Genomic DNA, 18557 nt, shown 5'->3' with positions numbered 1-18557 from the left:
ACATGCCAGAACAGCTCAAGAACTTCTTCGACCGGAATGTGGTGAAGCGCATCGCCACCATGCTGCGTGGCGCGCACCCATCCTTCCCGGAGCAACACTTCCTGTCCGAGGCCGCCACCGGACTCGAGGCCCATGAGCTCCTGGGCCGCGCCCGCCACATCATGCAGGCGATGCACCGGGCGCTCCCGGGTGACTTCGAGAGCGCGGCTGGAATCCTCCTGCGCTCGCTCGGGCCGGAGCGCGAACGCGAGGAGAGCCAGGGCATGGAGGTGTTCATCTACCTGCCCCACACCATGTACGTCTCGGAGCACGGGCTCGGCCATTTCGAGGCGTCGATGCGCGCCCAATACGAGCTCACCAAGCGGTTCACCGCGGAGTTCTCCATCCGCCCGTTCCTCGAGCGCTACCCTCGCGAGACCCTGGAGCGCCTCCACCAGTGGACGAAGGATCCGAACGTCCACATCCGGCGGCTCGTCTCGGAGGGCACGAGGCCCCGGCTGCCTTGGGCCTCCAGGCTCCGCGCGTTCCAGAAGGATCCGAGTCCGGTGCTCGCGCTGCTCGAGCTGCTCAAGGATGACCCCGAGCTCTACGTCCGGCGCTCCGTCGCCAACAACCTGAACGACATCGGCAAGGACAACCCGGAGCTCCTGGTGGATACCTGCGCACGCTGGAAGGAGGGGGCATCACCGGAGCGGCTGTGGATCATCGGCCATGCGCTCCGCTCCGCGGTGAAGCGTGGAGACACCCGCGCGCTCTCGGTGCTTGGGTTCCGCGGCGGCGGAGAGCTCGAGGTGACTGCCTCATTCCAGCCCAAGCAGGTCCGGCTCGGAGAGAGCATCGGGATGACCCTGTCCGTCACCAACCGCGCGAAGACACGCCAGCAGGCCGTCGTCGACTTCGCCGTGCACTTCATCAAGGCAAACGGCTCGGCCAGTCCGAAGGTCTTCAAGGGCGGCAAGGTCGATCTCCTCCCCGGCGCGTCCTGCTCCTTCGAGAAGACGATCTCCTTCGCCGCGATGACGACGCGAAAGCCCTACGCGGGCACGCATCGGGTGGAGGCGCTCGTGAACGGCCGGGCCACGGATCTCGGGAGCTTCACCGTCGTCGGTTGAGTGAAGACCCTCACCCCAACCCTCTCCCAGAGGGAGAGGGAGCATCCACGGATCCCAGACCTGGTCCGAGGGCAGAGAAGGACGCAGCGGGCACGGTCCGCTCCAACTCCTCCGGGTTGAGACGGAACCAGCGCGCCACCAACAGCACCTCCTGCGCTTCGTGGGCGCGCAATCCAATGGTTGCCAGCGCTGGCCGCTCGAAGATCTCGCCCACCATCGCCGCCAGGGCGCGCCGCTCGTTCGGAGTCCGCGGGGCGACTAGCTCGGCGCGTACACTCCCTCGGCGGATGACGTAGGCGCGGTCCTCCCCGTCGTGACCAGGGACCGTGTAGACGAAGGACAACTGCTCCACGAACTGGCCAATCTGGAGCAACTCGGCCTGCACCCGCTCCAGCGTCGCCGCACGGTCCCGCAGCTCGGCGGCGAACTCGAACTGGAGACGCCGCGATGCAACGCTCATGCGCTCACGCAGCAGGGCTAGCGGCTGGTCCGTCACCCCATTCAGGAAGTCCCGGGCCTGACTGACACGCGCCAGGTACTCGATGCGCGTGCAGCCGCCGGCACACGGGGACAGGCAGCGCCCGACCTGGCCGCGCATGCAGCGCGGATCCTCCCCCTGCCGGAACAGCTCAATCTGATCCGCCAGCCGCATGGGCGTGTCCGAGGAGCAGTCGCGCAGCTCCAGCAAGTCGCTCACCGCCCGCACCGCCTCGGTGGCGCCGTGCCGGCCGCGGAGCGGACCGAAGTACTCCGCACCATCGTTGATGACCTGCCCCACCACCAGCAGCCGGGGCACGGCCTCGCGAGTCAGCTTGATGAAGCACAGCAAGTTGTCGCGCTTGTGCTCCACGTTGTAGAGGGGCCGCCAGCGCTTGATGAGCCGGAACTCCTCCAGCAGCGCGGCGAACTCGCTCGGGACGTAGTCCCACTCCACGCCGTGCGCATGCCCGATGATCTCCGCCCCCTTCTCCCCGCGCTGGGCTCGGAAATAAGAGAGCAACCGCGTGCGCACCTTCACGGACTTACCCACGTAGAGCACCTCTTCCGAGGGGCCCTTCATGCGGTAGACCCCGGGACGGTTCTCGGCGCGGGCGCGGACATCCTCGCGGAGTTGTTCGAGACGGCGTGCACTCATGCGGCGAATGACCCGGTCTAGAGACACACCGGGGCCGCTCAGCGTATAGCCGTCACGCGAAACCCACCCGGCCACCCGGGTTCCCCGCTCGATGCACGGCCGTCGAGCGAGCGGAGGAGCCAGCCCTCACCGGCCACGACGGGCACCTCGCCCAGAGGTCGGTCTCGTCCTCGGCCACGAGGACGACGGGGGAAGGAGCGGGCATACGTCGCAAAATCCACCCGCTTCCCTCCCCCGCGTGTGAAGCCCCGGCTCAGTTCTGGCCGAGCTTCTCCTTCATCCGCGCGATGCCCTTCTTGTAGGCGTCGTGGTCCTTATTGCTCAGCGCGGACTGGAAGTTCTCCAGCGCCTCGGCCCACTTCTGCTCGCCCTCGTACACGCGGGCGATGTTGTAGAAGGAGCTGGCCTTGATGGTGGCCGCGGCCTTGCCCGACGCCAGCGCAATGGCCTTGCGGTTGGCCCACAGGGCCTCGGCGTTGCGGTTGAGCTTCTGGTACGCCAATCCCAGGTTGCTGTACGCCTGCCCGTGCTCCGGGTTGTTCGCGATCGCCTCCAGATACAGCGACACGGCCTCGTCGAGCTTGCTCTCGTGATAAGCCTTCTCGCCCTGCTTGTTCAGCGTGTCCGCGAGGCGCGTCTGATCCACCGACACCTCGGGGACGGACTGGAAGCCACCGCCCTTGATGAGGCCCTGCATGAAGGAGCCCACCTGACCGCGGTCCTTCACGTCGGTGAACTTGTTGATGTCGTAGAACTCACCGTTGTCGCCAATGCCGAACACCACCCAGACGTTGCCGGCCTTGCCCTTGGGCGGCGTGAAGGTGCGCACCAGCGAGGAGCCTACGTAGACAAACACCTTCGCCTGGCTGTTGTTGGAGACCGTCAGCGAGCCCTGCTTGTCGCCCTCGGTGTAGTTGTGCACGGCGTAGAGGTACTTCACGCCATTCTTCTTCTTCTCCAGCGTGACGGTCTCCGGGCCGTAGCTCGTCGTGTCGTCCACGTCGAGGTTGGCCAGGTCCCCCTGCTTGGCGGAGTAGTAGACGTGGGTCGAGGGGTGGACCAGATGCGAGTCGAGATCGCTCGGCTGCGCGCCCCAGTTCAGGACGATGCGCATGCCGTCCAGGTTCTGAAGCATCACCGGGCTGATGGCATACGACAGCCCATCGCACGGGCACTTCACCACCAGGTTCGAATAGCCGTCCTTCTTGACGATCAGGCTCACCGCGCTGTCATCGGATCCGCCGAAGGGCTTCTCGAACCGGACCGTGCCGTCCGCCGCCGTGGTGCCCTTGATGGACGCCTCGCCATTCTTCTGGGCGATGACCTCCGCACCGGCGATCTTCTGATCCTTCACCGTAGCGCTGAGGATCTGAACCTTGATGGTATCCGCCGCCAACGCGGACACCGGCACCGCGCACCCCAAAGAGAACGCCAACGCAAACAACCGCTTCATGTCTGCTGCCCCCGAAAAGAGAAGTAAAGCGGGGGCAGTCTATGACCCTCCCGGTGGAGCGTTCAAATCCGGACACGCTCCATCCGGGGCACAGTCACGGCGTCACTGGTCGTCACACGGCGTGCCCAGGCGGGCACCGGTGTAGACCCCGAGCTCGTTGTAGATGAGCGGCAGGTTCTCTTCGATGGGCACCGCGCGCAGCTCGATCTTCTTCTTGTTCTCGATCCACGACGAGGGCGCCGCACGGTCCACCAGCAACCGGAGCTCGCCCTTCTTCGTGGCGAAGATCTCTCCCTCCGAGTCGGAGACGATGTCGGTCATCTTCTGCTGCTGCAGGCCGCCCTTGGGGCCGATGGAGACCCGGAAGCTCCGCTCCTCGGACTGATGGAAGCCACGCTCCACCAGGTAGTAGCGGCCCTTCTGGTCGCGCAGCAGCGCATAGGGCACGAACTTCTGCGGGTTGGGCTCGATGGTGGCCTTCTGCACCAGCTCCTGGGCCTTCTCGGACTCGAGCAGCGTGAACGGAATGGTCTGCGCGCCACAACGGACCGCACAGGTCTTCTTCTCCTCGTCCAGCTCCACCTCCGAGTACACGCGCATGTCGAGCCCGCGGAACGAGGGGTTCATGGTCTTGTTGAAGAAGCGCGGCTCGAGGAAGTGGTAGCCGGTAAGCACCCAGGGCGGAGACGCGACCTTGACGAGGCGCTTGGCGTCACCGTAGGCGAGCTCCACGCGCTGCGTCTCATGGGGCATCATCGCCACGTAGTGGCCCTTGCCATCCGTGCATACGCGGATCTGCTCCAGGCGCAGCCGCTCGGCGAGCTTCTCGCCCTGGCCCCGCGCGGACTCGAGGTTCTCCGTGTAGTACTTCGTGGCGAACTCCTCCTGGTTCGCCGCGTCCTTCGCGGTCGTCCAGGCAACCTTGCCCCCCTGCACCTCCAGCTTCATGGCGTCACCGAAGCGGCAGGAGACCTCCTTCACCTGGGCCTGGACGGCCTTCTTCCCCTCGGGCGACGCGCACAGCTTCTCCAGCGCGGTGAACGGGGACTCACAGTAGGAGGAGATGCTGTACGTCTTGAGCAGCTCGTCCGAGATGCTGTTCCAGTCGATCGCCACCGTCGCCGAGGTGCCACACGCCGCGTTCATGGACTTCACCGGCTCGGAGAGCGACTTCTCGGCCTGGGCCGTCTCGGCCTTCCGGTCGAACGCCATCAGCCGGGTGACCGTGCCATCCGCCTTCTGCTTCTGGTGCTGCGCGTACACGTCCTCGCCCTTGAGGGTCTTGGTGCGCGCCTCGTCGAAGGTCACCGTGATGCCATCACGCCGGCCGGGCACGTTGAGGTAGTAGATCCTGCGGCCGCCCCCGCTCGAGCGCATGATGAGCGTGGACCAGCGCCGGCCCCGCAGCTCGGTGCGGTAGTAGGCGTTGTCGCCCGAGGAGTCATCCACCTCGTAGGGGAGCACCTTGCCGTCGAGCTCGCTCCCCGTGCCCTGCACCTGCAGGAGGGCCTTCTTGCTCTCCACGGGGGAGAGCGGAACGACCGCCACCTGCTCCCCTTCCGAACCGGAGTACACCTTTCCCGCTTCCACGGGCGCCGCCGCACGGGCGGGGACTGCACACAGAACTCCAACCACGATGAACATCGCCTGAACGGCTCTCACGTCTGCCTCCTGTAGAGGGCGCCAGGGCCCGCGAGGGGCGGGCGCGAGCGCTCAGAACTCGAATTCGATGCCGTACTTCTTGCAGAACTTGATGACCTTGCCGCGCTCCGTCTCGAACGTCTTCAGCTTGCCTTCGCGCCATTTCCCCATGGCACTGCCAAGATCCTGCTGCTGGCAGTAGGCACGCGTGAGTACAGAGTACGACGCGGGGGTGACTTTCACCTGTTGGCTGCTGCGGGCGAGACGGATTGCCTCCTTGGTATCGCCGTCCTTCAGCGCGCGCTCCGCCTTCTTGAGCAGCTCACGCGCCTCCTCCGGAACGGCCTCACTCCCGGACGACTTGCTCGCGGTGGCACTGGGAGTCACCGTGGTGGAGGTAGAGGTAGAGGTCGAGGTGGAAGTAGCGGCTGAGACAGGGGGCTCCACTTTGACGATGGGCTCAGGCGAAACAGGCGCCTTCGGCTCCGCGGGAACCTGGGGCGCAGGGGCAGGAGTCGGAGCAGGAGTCGGCGCCGCCACGGGAACGGGCGCGATGTTCACAGGCCCAGGAGCGGACCGGGTTCCGAACCACCAGCCCAGGGCCACGAGTGCGAGGACCAGCATCGCCGCCCCCGCCAGCTTGCCCATCCCAGGTCCCGAGCGAGCGGGGACAACCTGCGGCACGGGAGCCTGGACCGCCACGGGCACAGGGGCCACTGCTGGGGAAGCGGTGGCGGGAGCGAGGCTCGCCGGAGGCGGCTGCGGCACCACGGGAGCCGGAATGCGCGCCGTAGACGAGGGCATGTGCGTCGCGGCGAACCCGCCCTCATCCGTCGCGGCAACGGCAGGAGCCCCCATGCGCGCAGTAGAGGCAGGCATATGCGTCGCAGCGAAGCCGACATCGTCCGGCGCAGCAGCGGCCGGAGCCCCGAAACGCGCCGTGGACGCGGGCATGTGCGTCGCGGCAAAGCCACCATCATCCGCCGGGCCAGCAGCCGGAGCCCCAAAACGCGCCGTGGATGCGGGCATGTGCGTCGCAGCGATCCCCCCATCATCCGCCGCGCCGGCAGCCGGAGCCCCAAAGCGCGCCGTAGACGAGGGCATGTGCGTCGCGGCGAACCCGCCATCATCCGCCGCACCGGAGGGCACGGAAGCCGCTCGCGAAGAGGAGAACGAGGGCACCGCCGCTCCGGCGAGCGACTGGAGCGGGCTGCCGGTCAGATCGGCGATGAAGGCTCCGACATCCGGGTAGCGCTCCTGCGGGCTCTTCGCGAGGGCCTTCTCCACCGCGCCGAGGACCCGCGAGGGGAGGTCCGGGCAGAGGGACGCCAGAGGATCGGGCTGACCGTGGACGATGCGGAAGACCACCTGCACGATGCTGCCGCCATCTCCTGCGAACGGGGGCTTGCCGGACAGCAGCTCGTAGACGATGCACCCGAGCGCGAAGATGTCGGTGCGGGCATCCACCTCGCTGTTCTTCCCCAGGGCCTGCTCGGGCGCCATGTACTGCGGCGTGCCGATGAGCACGGCGTCCTGGGTCTGGAGCGTCTGCGAGTCGAGCATCTTCGAGATGCCGAAATCGAGCAGCTTCACCCGCTCGCCCACCACGCCCCCGGAGTCGGTGGGGACGAGGAACACGTTGGCGGGCTTGAGGTCGCGGTGAACGACTCCGGCGCGGTGGGCCGCCTGGAGGGCCGAGCAGACCTGCCGGGTGATGGAGAGCGCCGCGTCAACCGGGAGCGGGCCGCGCGACAGCCGCTGCTCGAGGCTCTCGCCGCGCAGGTACTCCATCACCAGGAAGGGCGTGCCGTCCTGCAGGGTGTCGAAGTCGAGCACCTCGACGATGTTGGGGTGGCCGAGCTGGGAGGCGATCTCCGCCTCACGGCGAAAGCGCGCATACAGCTCGGGATTGAGGCTCGCGCTGTTATGGAGGACCTTGACGGCCACCTGCTTGCCCGGGAGCCGGCGGTGACGGGCCAGGAAGACCGCGCCCATCCCTCCCTTCCCGAGCAGCGAGGTGATCTCGTACGTGTCTCGCAGGACCGCGCCCACGCGAATGTCACTGGCAGCCGGTTGAGTCATGGGGAGCATCGGGCCGGACAAAGGGCCCGGCCCATGACTTAGCCCGCTTCGAGCCCGCTCCGCCAGTGCCCGCCAGGCAGGCATCGCACCGCCGCGACGCTTACTGGGGCCTGCGTCCACTGCCCGGCTCGGTTCTGGACGACCAGACCTTGAACTTCACCCGGGCCTCCTGAAGCATGCGCCCCATCCATGGCCACCACGAAGTCCCCTGAAGCCCTGCCTGAGCAGCCCCGAGCGATAGCGTCGGCACCCGCAGGTGCGCGCCCCCGCCTGGTCGCTGCCCTTTTCACCCCACAGGGACTCTTCTGGGCACTGCTGCTGGTGCTCGCGGTGCAGGCGGTGATTCTGGGGCAGCACCCACGGCGCGCCCTGGACTTCCGTGTCTACCTGCTCGCCGCCGAGCGCTTCCTCGCGGGCGCGGCGCTCTATCCCCCGAGCGACGGCTTCATGCCGTTCAAGTACGCGCCAGTGACGGCGCCCTTGTTTCTCCCGTTCACGCTCGTGCCCGCGCGCGTCGCGGCGGCGCTGTGGAATTTGGGCTCGGTGCTGGCGCTGGGAGCATTGGCCCAGCTCATCTCGCGCGCCGCATCGGCCCCAGGAGAGCGCGCACCCTGGCACTGGGCCGCCCCCGTGGCCACGGTCGCATTGTTGCCCGCGCTCCACCTCGAGCTCTTCTACGCGCAGGTGGATGCGATCATGCTGCTCCTGTTGGTCCTCACCGCTGTAGGCGCCGAGCGCGGAAGGACCTGGGGGCCCGCGACCGCCTTCGCCATAGCGCTGCTGCTCAAGCCTCCCGCGGCGCTCCTCGGCCTCTTCCTGCTGGCGCGCCGGCACTGGCGCGTGCTCACCGCGAGCATCGGAGTGGGGCTCGTGCTCACGCTGCCTTCGCTCGCACGCTATGGGCTCGACGGGCTCCTCACCCAAGGAGAGGCGTGGTTGGACACGCTCGCCCGCACCACCCCACCCTGGGCACTCGGGCACAACCCCCAGGGCCTTCCCACGTTGCTGCTCTCCCTCGTGCTGCCCGTGGAGTCCGTGCCCTCCGGGTCGGCGCTCGCCATGGCACAGGGGCTCGCGCTCGTCCTCTTCGTCGCGGTGGTGGCCTGGAGCAGGGCCGGGCCGATGGAGCTGCTCGCGTTCTGCTGCCTCGGGGTGACGCTGCTCTCACCCCTCGCGTGGCGGGCGAACTTCGTCATGGCATGGCCTCTTCTCTGGGCCACGGCGGCCAGGAAGACGCGCGGGGGACTCGCGTTGGTGGCGGTGGCTGGCCTCACCGGGGTGCTCACCTCGGACTTCCTGCTCGGCGCGGACGGGGCTCGTCACGTCCTGCTCTGGCGCCCCTATGCGCTCGTCTTCACCGCGCTGCTGCTATGGCTGTCCGTGCTGGCGCGCAGAGCGGGACGCAGCGAAGTCCCCAGGACTTCGCTCCCCTGACACAGGCCGAGGCCCCAGAAGAACGCGAAGGTGAGGTGCACGCTGGTGTGGTACGGCAGGTAGTGCACCATCGAGAGGATGTGGAACCCGACGAAGGAGAGCAGCGCTCCCGTGGCCGCGAGGGAACCCGCGCGGTGCCTGCGCACCAGCGCCCGCGCCAGCAGCAGGTGAACCGTGGCCAGGAGTACCAGCCCCACGAGCCCGGTCTCCGCCCACGCCGTCAGCCACAGGTTGTGTGAGTCGGTGGCGAGCAGCTCCGTGATGCCCGTCTCGGGCTGCGTCGCCACCGCAGCGGGCTTGTGGTTGCCAAACCCCACGCCGAGCACCGGGTGCTCCTTCACCAATCGCCACCCCACCGACATCGCCAGAGTCCGCTCTCCGCCGAAGAGGTTCTCGGCCGCTTTTCCCAGGCGCTCGAGCCACGCTGGCGTCATCGCCACCAGGCATGCCAATGCGACCGCCACGGCAAGGCCCACCTTCCGGGGTGTGCCTCGGCTCAGCAACAGCAAGGCGAGCACGCACACGATGAGCCCAGTCAGCAGGGCAGCACGCGCGAACGCGGTGAAGGGAGCGAGCAGCAGCGCACAGACCATCGCTCCGGCCAGAGCCCGGCGCCACGTGATGCCCCTGCGTGCCAGCACGGACAGCGCGGGCCCCAGACTCGCGATCGCGCTGTGCGAAAAACGCAGCCGATGGAAGAGGAGACCTCCGGCCGCATAGCGCGGCTTTTCCGGTGTGCCGAAGTTCTCGTGCAGCCTCGACAGGTTCAGCTTCAAGAGGGCCGGCGGCTCCCACGTCCAGAGGATGAAGTGCTGGGACAGACCTAGCGCCGAGACCAGCAACCACCCCCCGGCCATCAACCCACCCAGCAGCAGCCACGGCACGCCCACCGTTCCGATCGACGCCACCGCGGCTCCCGCGACCGTGTCCAGCACCTGCCCGTAACGGCTGCTCCGCGGCCAGCGCTCCGCCGCGCCCGTTGCGAGCGCCAGCAGCGGAGACACCAGCTGCCACGCCGCCAGCGCCAGGGTGGCTCGCACATAGGCCCGGACATCCGGCTCCAGGCGCAGCTCCTTGCGGAAGGCCAGTACCAGCGACAGGAGCACCGCCACGGCCACGGCGACCTGCTGGACGACCTCCGCGAGGACGATCCCCACAGCCCACACCGCAAGGACGATGGTGACGGCTCGACGCAATGCTCTCTCCTCTACCCTCTCCCTAGAGGGGGTAAAAGTCTCTGCCTGCTCCTCAGAAAGCCCTCGCCGCGCAGCCACAGCAGGGCCGCGGCCACCGACAGCAGCACCACAGGGAGCCACGCGGCCACCGCGGGCGCCATCCGCTCGGAGAGCGCCAGCGTCCGGGTCACCACCATCAGGCCCCACATCGTCACGGAGATGAGCAGGCCCTCGACGATCGCCACCGTCAGGTGTCCCTTGCGCCCCGGGCGCAGCGCCAGTCCCACCGCCAGCAGGGCCGCGGGCAAGCTCGCCAACGGGTGGGAGAACCGGTTGTAGAGCACGAGCGAGAACTGCCGGGTATCTCGCCCCACCTCCCCACGGACGCGGATCTGCTCACGCAGCACGGGGATCCGCATCTGCTCGGGCCGGCCGGGGCGGAGACGGAACGTGTACGGCGTGACCCCCAGGTCGTACTCGGCCTCCGCCACCTGGCGCACCTGGGACTGACCGTCCTTCGTGAAGGAGCGCTCCACCACGCCACTCAGCTGCCAGCGGGTCCCCTCCACCGGCCGCATCGACTGCGCGTCCAGGCGCCGCCCCAGCCGGAACTCCGGGGTGACGGTGAGGATGGCCACGTTCTCGAAGCCCTCCTGCGCATTGCCGGCGCGCAGGTAGAAGATGTGATCTCCCTTGCGGAACCACTGCTTGGGGGTGTGGTACACGCCCCAGTCTCCCCAGCGGTTGAAGCGCTGGGTGGTGATCTCCTCCACGCGCCGGGCGGCATCCACCACCACCCACTCGTCGAAGGCGATGAGCCCCACGCAGGCCACCGCCACGCACAGCGCCACCGGCAGGTAGAGCGCGTTGGGACCGAAGGTGAGGGACTGCATCGCCGTCACCTCGCCGCGCTTGCGCAGGGAGGAGATGGAAGTCCCCGCGGCCAGCAGCAGCGCCACCGGCCCGAGCTGCTGCGTGGCCACCAGCGCCTTGTTGGCGTACAGCACCAGCACGTTCCAGACCCAGCCCTCGCCGGTGTACTGGCGCGCGCGGTCCACGAAGTCCACCACCAGGAAGATGGAGAGCACGGCGGCGAGGATGCCCACCGCGAACTGGAGGTACGTGCGGACCACGTAGCGGAAGAGCGTCCCTTTCACCGGACCGTCCCCGCGCGGCTGACGCGGTACATGGCCACCAGGCCCACCACGCCGAAGACGATGTTGGCGAGCTGGTTGGCCAGCGGCAGCGGCAGATGACCCTTCAGGCCCAGCTGCTCGAAGAACCGCATCAGCAGGTGGAAGGCCACGTAGCCACCCAGCGACAGCAGGTAGCCCCATGCGCGTCCGCCCTGCCGCCGCCCGATGGCCAGCGGTGTGCCCAACAGCGCGAAGGACAGCGGCGCGAGTGAGTGCCCCAGCCGGTTGTACAGCGAGTTCAGGAAGGGCGTGGGATCACCCCCGGTGCGCCTGGCCTCGTCGGCGGCCTGGAGCAGCTCGCTCGGAGTGAGCTCCTCCTTCGGCGAGCGGAAGCGGTTGCGCCGCCCCATGGCTCCCTCCACGCCCACCGCGATCTCCGCCTGCTGGAAGGTGATGACCGAGTACGACGAGGAGTCCTGATTGGCCCGGTGTGCCTCGCCATCGCCGAGCTCCAGCGTCAGCACCTGCCCGGAACGGTTGGTGTTCACCTGACCGTTGCGCGCGAGCATCAACAGGGGCGAGGACGGCTCCCGGTCATCATGGAGCAGCACGTTGGTCCACCGGCGGTCCTCTGCATCCACCTTCTCGGCGTAGACGGTGAGGTTGGACAGGTCTTCGTAGAAGACGCCGGACTTCACGTCGCCCACCACGTTCTTCTTGATGAGCTCCGCGACGAAGCTCTTGATGCTGGTGAGGCCCCACGGCTCGGCGGTGGAGGTGATGAGCACCATGAGCCCGGCGAGCACCAGGCCAATGGCCAGCGGCCCCGCGAGCAGCTGCACCGGTCCGATGCCGAGCGCCTGGAGCGCGGTGAGCTCGCGGTCCTCCGACAGCCGGCCCAGTCCCAGGAGGATGGCCAGCAAGAAGGCGACGGGTATCGCCATCATCAGGAAGTGCGGCGCGAGGTAGACGATGAGCTGCGCCAGGTCCTCCAGCGTCACGGAGGACCCGAGGATGACGTCCGTCCCCCTCAGGAACTGCATGACGAAGAGAAGCAAGAAGAGGAACGCCACCCACACCACGAGGGGGACGACCAGCTCCTTGAGGAGATAGCGGGAGAGCAGGCTCACGGCGTCAGGTCACTTCACGGCAGGCGCCCGCAGCCCCTTGGCACCGATGTCCCGCCGGAAATGCATGCCCTCGAAGTGGATGTGAGCCGTGGCGGCGTACGCCTGGGAGCGAGCCTCGGCCAGGTCCGTGCCGCGCGCGCACACGGTGAGCACCCGGCCACCGGCCGTGAGCCACGCACCACCCTTTTCCTCCACCCCCGCGGCGAACACCGGGCAACTGGCCGATACCGAGTCCACACCCTCGATGCGATCGCCCCGCCTCGGCGTCTCCGGGTAGTTCTGCGCGGCGAGCACCACACCCACCGAGGCGCCGGGGTGCACCACGAGCGGACGCTGCTCCAGCTTGCCGCGCGCACACGCATCCAGCAGCGGCAGCACGTCCTCCGCCAACTGCATCATCAACACCTGCGTCTCGGGGTCACCGAAACGCGCGTTGAACTCGAGCACCTTGGGCCCTTGACGCGTCAGCATCAGCCCCGCATACAGCGCGCCCCGGAAGGGGATTCCCCGCCGCCGCAGCGTCGCCAGTGTCGGGGCAATCACCTGCTCGCCCACCTCGGAGAGCTGAGCAGCGGACAGGAAGGGCGCCGGTGCGTACGCGCCCATGCCACCGGTGTTCGGCCCTGTGTCGCCCTCCCCTACCCGCTTGTGGTCCTGCGCCGGAGGGAGCAGCACATAGCGCTCGCCGTCGCACAGGGCGATGACGGAGACCTCCTCGCCCTCCAGCAGCTCCTCCAGCACCATCCGCTGGCCCGCGGTCCCCATGGCGCCCACCGCGCGCACCGCCTCGCGGGCGGCCTGTGCGTCGTGCGCCACGATGACGCCCTTGCCCGCCGCCAGCCCGTCCGCCTTGACGACGATGCGGCCCTGCTCCACCGCGTAGGCCTCGGCCTGGGCCACGTCGGTGAACACCTGGAAGCCGGCGGTGGGCACGCCCGCCTCGGCCATGATCTCCTTGGCGAAGGCCTTGGAGCCCTCGATGAGCGCGGCCCCCGCCACCGGGCCGAAGCAGGGAATGCCGGCCGCGACGAGCGCATCCGCCACTCCCGCCACCAGCGGCGCCTCTGGGCCCACCACCACCAGGTCCACCTGCTCCCGCCGGGCGAGCGCCACCACCTCGTCGGGCGCATCGGCCTTCAGCGGCACGTTGGTAGCCACGCGGGCAGTGCCCGGATTGCCCGGGCCCACCAGCAACCTCGTCAACCGCGGGCTCTGGGACAACTTCCACGCGAGCGCGTGCTCCCGCGCACCAGAGCCGAGCAGAAGGACCTTCACATCAACCTCGTTTGTCGAGTGAGTAGAGGACGCGTTTGGCGGGCAGGAACGAAGGATCCAGGCTCAGGAGCCTGACCAACCGCTCGCGGCTGGAGGCCCCCTCCAGCTCGGCCAGCTTCACTTCCGCCGAGTACAGCTTCGGGGCATGTGCCAGCGCGTCGCGCAGGGAGCGCTTGGCCAGCTCCAGCTCCTTGGACTCCACCCATACCAGTGCCTGCGCCAGGTGGGCGATACCCTCCTGGCGTCCACCCGCCACCGCGTGAGCGGCATGCAGCTTCGCCGTCTTCAGATCCTTGCGGCCCAGGGCGATGAGGGTCCGGTAGGTGGACGCGACAGCGTGGTTGGTGTCGATGTCGTTCACCTTCTTGAGCAGCTTCTCCGCCGCCGCGCCCTCTCCCTGGTGGAAGCGTAGCAGCCCCTCGTAGAGGAGGGCCTGGAGGTCATCTGAACCGCGGGCAGCCGCCAGGATGGAGCCGTCGAGCCCCTCGAACAGCTCTCCAGAGCGCATGTAGAACGGGGTGACGACCGGCCGGGGAGCCAGCCGCAGCGGATCTCCCTTGCTGGCTTGGAAGAGCATGCGGAAGGCCTCGTCCCGGCGTCCGTCCTGGGCGGCGGCCACTCCGGCCAGCATCAGGGCATCCACATAGCGATCATCCAGCTTCGAGGCCTCCATGAAGAGCGCCGTCGCATCGGCGGGCTTTCGCTCGAGCAGCCGCAGCCGGCCCTCGAGCATCTTCTCCACGACGGGCGCGTCCAGGCGACCCTTGAGGCTGGCGAGGTGCTCGGCCGCCGTCGGGGCGTCCTTGCGCGCCACGGCCACCAGGAAGAGCTGCAGGTGCGCCGCCGGATTGTTCTTCACCAACTGAAGGGACTCGCGGGCCGCCTTGGCCGCCGCCTCCAGGTTGTTGGCCAAGCGTTCCGCGGCTGCCAGGTGCACCAACAGCTCCGACACCTCGCGCTCGTCGTACTTGTCGCGGTTGCGCAGCATGGCTCGCAGGGCACCCAGCCCACCGGCCAGTCCGTTCTCCACCTGGTAGCGCATTACCGCCATCGCGAGCAGCGCCTGGAAGTCGGCCGGTGCGCTCTTGAGGCGCGACTCGTAGAGATCGCGCGCCAGCTCCACCTGACCCACCTCCAGGAAGATGCGGGCCAGGGTGGACCGGGTCTCCCAGTGATCGGGATCCTGAGCGAGCCGCTTCTGCAGCCGCTCGATCGCCAGCGAGTAGTCGCCGGCCGTCTCGTCAGCCAGCGCGCGGTAGTAGTGCACGCGCTGGAAGTCCGAGGCGATCGCCAGAGCCGACTCGAAGTGCTGGTTGGCCAGCTCGCGGGAGGACTTCAGGAAGACACGGCCCAGCACCAGGTGGGCCTCGGCCTTCTGCGCCGGAGTGCCCACCTTGGGATTGGCCAGCACCTCCTCGGCGAGCTTCTGCGCCTGCTGCACGTTGTCCGAGTTGGTGGAGCGCGCGAGCAGGAGGTTGGCGTGCGCCACCAGCAGGTCCGGACCGCGGCTTGCCCGGCCCTCGGCGGCTTCAATGAGGGAGCTCGCCTCCTGGAAGGTCGCATCGTCCATCCGCGAGCCGAGCCCCAGCGCGAGCGCCTGCACGTAGCCACCGATGGCCGTGTCGCTCCGAGGATCCAACAGCAGCGCCCGCTGGAAGGACTCCGCCGCCTCCGAGTAGGCAATGCGCTGATCCTTCTCGAGCAGCGACTGCCCCTGGGCGAGGAACTGCTTGCTGTCACCGCTGTTGGCGTCCAAGAACATGAGCTGCCAGCGCGGCAGCACGGACTCCAGGGCGGGAGGAAGCGGGGCCGCCGCGGTCTGCTGGCCGGACGGGTTCGTGGTCTCGCTGCCGCCACCACCGCCGGACTGACCGCCCACCAGGGCCTTCACCTGGGGGACGAACATGTACGCGGCCCCACCGCCACCCACGAGCAGCAGGACCACCGCAGCCGCCACGAGGGCACCACGGCCTCCACCGCTCGAAGCGGACACGGCCACGCCGGAACGCGAATTCACCGCGCTGCGGGGCTCGGCCGCCAGCACGGGAGCAGGACGCACACCGCTGCCGGACTCTGGAGGCAGCGGCGCGGGCGCCTGGGCCCCCGAGTCGCCGAGCGGAGGCAGATCGATGACCTCCACCCGAGTCTCGGGCGCGGGAGCGGGCGTGGGCGTGGTGGGCTTCTGCTGTCCGCGACTCCGGCACTCCTCACATGCACCGAGCGCCTGGTCGAACGGGTCTACCAGCTTCTTGCCGCACTCACGGCACGCCTTGGGGGCCGCGGGAGCACTGACGGGTGCCGGAGCAGCAACGGGCCTGGGAGCCGCAGCGGGCGCTGGCTGCGAGGACGGTGCACCGAAGAAGTCGAGGAGGGGATCACTCTCTGGAGCCGCCGCGGCCACGGGGGGAGGCGAGCTGAATCCAGGCGGCGCGTTGAAGTCGAAGATCCCGTCGTCCGCCATCTCCGGCAATGCCGCGGCGGCGGGCTTGGGCTGCGGCGCGGGCGCGGCTGGCCGAGCCTGTACCGGAGCGGCCGGCCTGGGCTGCGGCGCGTCGAATCCGGGCGGAGCGTTGAAGTCGAAGATCCCGTCGTCCGCCATCTCCGGCAACGCTGCGGCGGCGGGCTGTGGCGCGGCTGGCCGAGCCTGCACCGGAGCAGCCGGCTTGGGCTGCGGCGCGGGCGGCTCGAACCCAGGCGGCGCGTTGAAGTCGAACAGCGCGTCGTCCGAAGGCACCGAGTAGGCCGGCACAGCGGGCTTGGGCTGTGGCGCGGGCGCGGCTGGCCGGGCCTGCATCGGAGCAGCCGGCTTGGGCTGCGGCGCGGACGTGGGAGGCGGCGAGATCTCGTCGAACAGCAGATCGCCCGACGGAATCGAATAGGTCGGGGTCCCCGGCTTGGACGAGGCGCCGATGTCGATCGTCGGATTGGACGGAGACGACTGGGTGAGCTCGGAGAGGTCGCCGAACAGCGAGTCCTTGTCCAACGGAGCGGCTGGCGTTGCCGGCCTGCCGATCGCCGCCAGGTCGTTCAGCAGCGCGTCCGACGGGGACTCGTTGGGATCCGGCGCCGGCTCGAGGTCCCCGAGATCGCCGAACAGCGAGTCGGACAGGGACGCGGACGGGGTGGCCGGTCTCGCGTTGGAGGCAGCAGGCTTCGCCGCCGCGGGTTTGGCCGCGGGGGCGGGCTTGGCCGCGGGGGCAGGTTTCGGCGCGGCGGCAGCGGGCTTGGACTCCGGGACCGCAGGCGAGTCCTCGCGCTTCACCAACTGGAGGTGACGGCAGCGCGGGCACTGCGCACGCACGCCCTTGGGCGTGATGACCCGGTCATCGATGGCGTAGGCCGCCGCACATTTTTGGCAGATGATCCGCATGGCTCAGTGCCGGAAGTGTCGCACTCCGGTGAGCACCATGGCCATTCCATGTTCATCGGCTGCAGCGATGATCTCTGAGTCCCTCACCGAGCCGCCAGGCTGCACCACGCAGGTGGCCCCCGCCCGGGCGGCCTCGTCGAGCCCATCCCTGAAGGGGAAGAAGGCATCCGAGGCCACGGCGCTCCCCTTGAGGGCCTCGCCCCCCCGGGCCGTGGCGATCTTCGCCGAGTCCACCCGGCTCGTCTGCCCGCCCCCGGCGGCCAGCAATTTCGAGCCGTTAGAGAACACGATGGCGTTGCTCTTCACGTGCTTGCACACCCTCCAGGCGAAGCGCAGAGCCCTCTCCTCCTCAGGGGTGGGGGCGCGCTTGCTGACGACCTTCCACTCCAGCTGGGGCTCAACGGCGTCCTTATCCTGGAGTACCAGGCCGCCGGACACGCTCCGGGCCTCCAGCTGGGCCCTCGGGCGGGCAGCCGTCGAGGCCAGGCCAGGGCCCGCCTCCAGCAAGCGCAGGTTCTTCTTGGCCGACAGCACCTGCAGGGCCTCGGCCGAGTAGGTCGGGGCGATGACGGCCTCGAGGAACGTCTCCGCCAGGGCCTCGGCGGTGGAGCGATCCACCTCGCGGTTGAGCGCGACGATGCCACCGAAGGCGGACACCTCGTCGATGGCGCGCGCCGTGCGGTAGGCCGTCACCAGCGAGGCGTCCAGCGCCACCCCACAGGGGGTGTTGTGCTTGATGATGACGGCGCAGGGCTGCTCGGGGAACTCGAGCACCAGGCCGAGGGCCGCATCCAGGTCCAGGATGTTGTTGTAGGAGAGCTCCTTGCCCTGGAGGACGCGGGAGAAGGCCACGGTGGGCTCCGCGGGCGCGGCATGTTCGCGGTAGAAGGCGCCGCGCTGGTGCGGGTTCTCGCCGTAGCGCAGGTTCTGCACCTTCTGGAACGCGAGCGTCTGCTCCTGGGGGAACGGCTCGCCAGCCTGCGCCGACAGCCAACCCGAGATGGACGCGTCATAGGCCGCGGTGTGGGCGAAGGCCTTGCGCATCAGCCGCCGGCGCGTCTCCTCACTGGTGGCGCGGGACTTCTCCAGCTCGGCCAGCACGGCCTCGTAGTCGTCCGGGTCCACCACCACCGTCACGTGGCGGAAGTTCTTGGCCGAGGCCCGCACCATGGCCGGACCGCCGATGTCGATCTGCTCGATGACGTCGGCCTCGGAGGCCCCGGAGGCCACCGTCTGGCGGAAGGGGTAGAGGTTGACGGCTACCAGGGAGATGGGGGCGATGCTGTTGGCGGCCATCTCCGCCCGATCACTCTCCAGGTCCGGCCGTCCGAGGAGGCCACCGTGGATGCGGGGGTGGAGCGTCTTCACCCGGCCCCCGAGGATCTCCGGGCTCTGGGTGTGCTCGGACACCTTCTTCGCGGGCACGCCTACCGCCTGGAGCGCGGCGAGTGTGCCCCCGGTGGAGAGCAGCTCGAAGCCGAGCCGGACGAGCCCTTGCGCGAAGGGGACCAGACCGCGTTTATCGGAAACGCTGAGGAGAGCCAGCACGGGTTTGCACGCCTCTGTCTGTAGGAGAGGCGGCTCGTCTAGCAACCACCCCACGGGGTGTCAACG

Annotated in this window: 12 protein-coding genes; 2 read left to right on the top strand and 10 right to left on the bottom strand. The window is 68.8% G+C overall.

Going from position 1 to position 18557, the window contains the following annotated elements:
- Positions 1-2 precede the first annotated feature (2 nt).
- Complete coding sequence (locus tag OV287_RS20710; protein WP_267535766.1) at positions 3-1112, top strand: DNA alkylation repair protein; 1110 nt, start codon at positions 3-5, stop codon at positions 1110-1112.
- A 10-nt stretch (positions 1113-1122) separates the two neighbouring features.
- Here the strand turns inward: OV287_RS20710 and OV287_RS20705 are convergent, their stop codons facing one another.
- The 4 genes from OV287_RS20705 to OV287_RS20690 all read right to left on the bottom strand — a co-directional run bounded on the left by OV287_RS20705 (position 1123) and on the right by OV287_RS20690 (position 7423).
- On the bottom strand, positions 1123-2247 hold the full coding sequence (locus tag OV287_RS20705) for a UvrB/UvrC motif-containing protein (protein WP_267535765.1): 1125 nt from the start codon (positions 2245-2247) through the stop codon (positions 1123-1125).
- Between the two features lie 253 nt (positions 2248-2500).
- Entirely contained in the window at positions 2501-3700 is a 1200-nt protein-coding gene (locus tag OV287_RS20700) for a tetratricopeptide repeat protein (protein ID WP_267535764.1), read from the bottom strand.
- Positions 3701-3802: 102 nt separating this feature from the next.
- Complete coding sequence (locus OV287_RS20695) at positions 3803-5362, bottom strand: hypothetical protein (protein WP_267535763.1); 1560 nt, start codon at positions 5360-5362, stop codon at positions 3803-3805.
- 51 nt (positions 5363-5413) lie between these two features.
- Entirely contained in the window at positions 5414-7423 is a 2010-nt protein-coding gene (locus OV287_RS20690) for a serine/threonine-protein kinase (RefSeq protein WP_267535762.1), read from the bottom strand.
- A gap of 189 nt (positions 7424-7612) precedes the next feature.
- Between OV287_RS20690 and OV287_RS20685 the strand changes: the two genes are divergently transcribed.
- Complete coding sequence (locus tag OV287_RS20685; protein ID WP_267535761.1) at positions 7613-8857, top strand: glycosyltransferase family 87 protein; 1245 nt, start codon at positions 7613-7615, stop codon at positions 8855-8857.
- On the opposite strand, the gene OV287_RS20680 is transcribed toward OV287_RS20685, so the two are convergent.
- From OV287_RS20680 to purH, 6 genes are read right to left on the bottom strand one after another with little or no spacing between them, the layout of a single operon-like run.
- Positions 8764-10053: an O-antigen ligase family protein gene (locus OV287_RS20680; RefSeq protein ID WP_267535760.1), complete on the bottom strand. Its 1290-nt coding sequence runs from the start codon at positions 10051-10053 to the stop codon at positions 8764-8766. The genes OV287_RS20685 and OV287_RS20680 overlap by 94 nt on opposite strands.
- An 11-nt stretch (positions 10054-10064) precedes the next feature.
- The gene (locus tag OV287_RS20675) at positions 10065-11189 is read right to left on the bottom strand and encodes an LptF/LptG family permease (RefSeq protein ID WP_267535759.1); all 1125 of its coding nucleotides are present in this window, start codon (positions 11187-11189) and stop codon (positions 10065-10067) included.
- Positions 11186-12298: an LptF/LptG family permease gene (locus tag OV287_RS20670; protein WP_267535758.1), complete on the bottom strand. Its 1113-nt coding sequence runs from the start codon at positions 12296-12298 to the stop codon at positions 11186-11188. The genes OV287_RS20675 and OV287_RS20670 overlap by 4 nt, the downstream gene beginning before the upstream one ends.
- A 9-nt stretch (positions 12299-12307) precedes the next feature.
- Positions 12308-13573, bottom strand: a complete 1266-nt coding sequence (purD, locus tag OV287_RS20665) for a phosphoribosylamine--glycine ligase (protein WP_267535757.1) — start codon at positions 13571-13573, stop codon at positions 12308-12310.
- Position 13574: 1 nt separating this feature from the next.
- The gene (locus OV287_RS20660) at positions 13575-16943 is read right to left on the bottom strand and encodes a zinc-ribbon domain-containing protein (RefSeq protein ID WP_267535756.1); all 3369 of its coding nucleotides are present in this window, start codon (positions 16941-16943) and stop codon (positions 13575-13577) included.
- A gap of 3 nt (positions 16944-16946) precedes the next feature.
- Positions 16947-18491 carry a bifunctional phosphoribosylaminoimidazolecarboxamide formyltransferase/IMP cyclohydrolase gene (purH, locus tag OV287_RS20655; RefSeq protein ID WP_267535755.1) on the bottom strand — a complete coding sequence of 515 codons (1545 nt, stop codon included), beginning with the start codon at positions 18489-18491 and terminating at the stop codon, positions 16947-16949.
- Positions 18492-18557: the final 66 nt, after the last annotated feature.

Source organism: Archangium lansingense, from assembly GCF_026626635.1.
Classification (GTDB): domain Bacteria; phylum Myxococcota; class Myxococcia; order Myxococcales; family Myxococcaceae; genus Archangium; species Archangium lansingense.
Note: the sequence above shows the minus strand (reverse complement) of the source record. Positions and strands in the feature narration are given on the sequence as shown.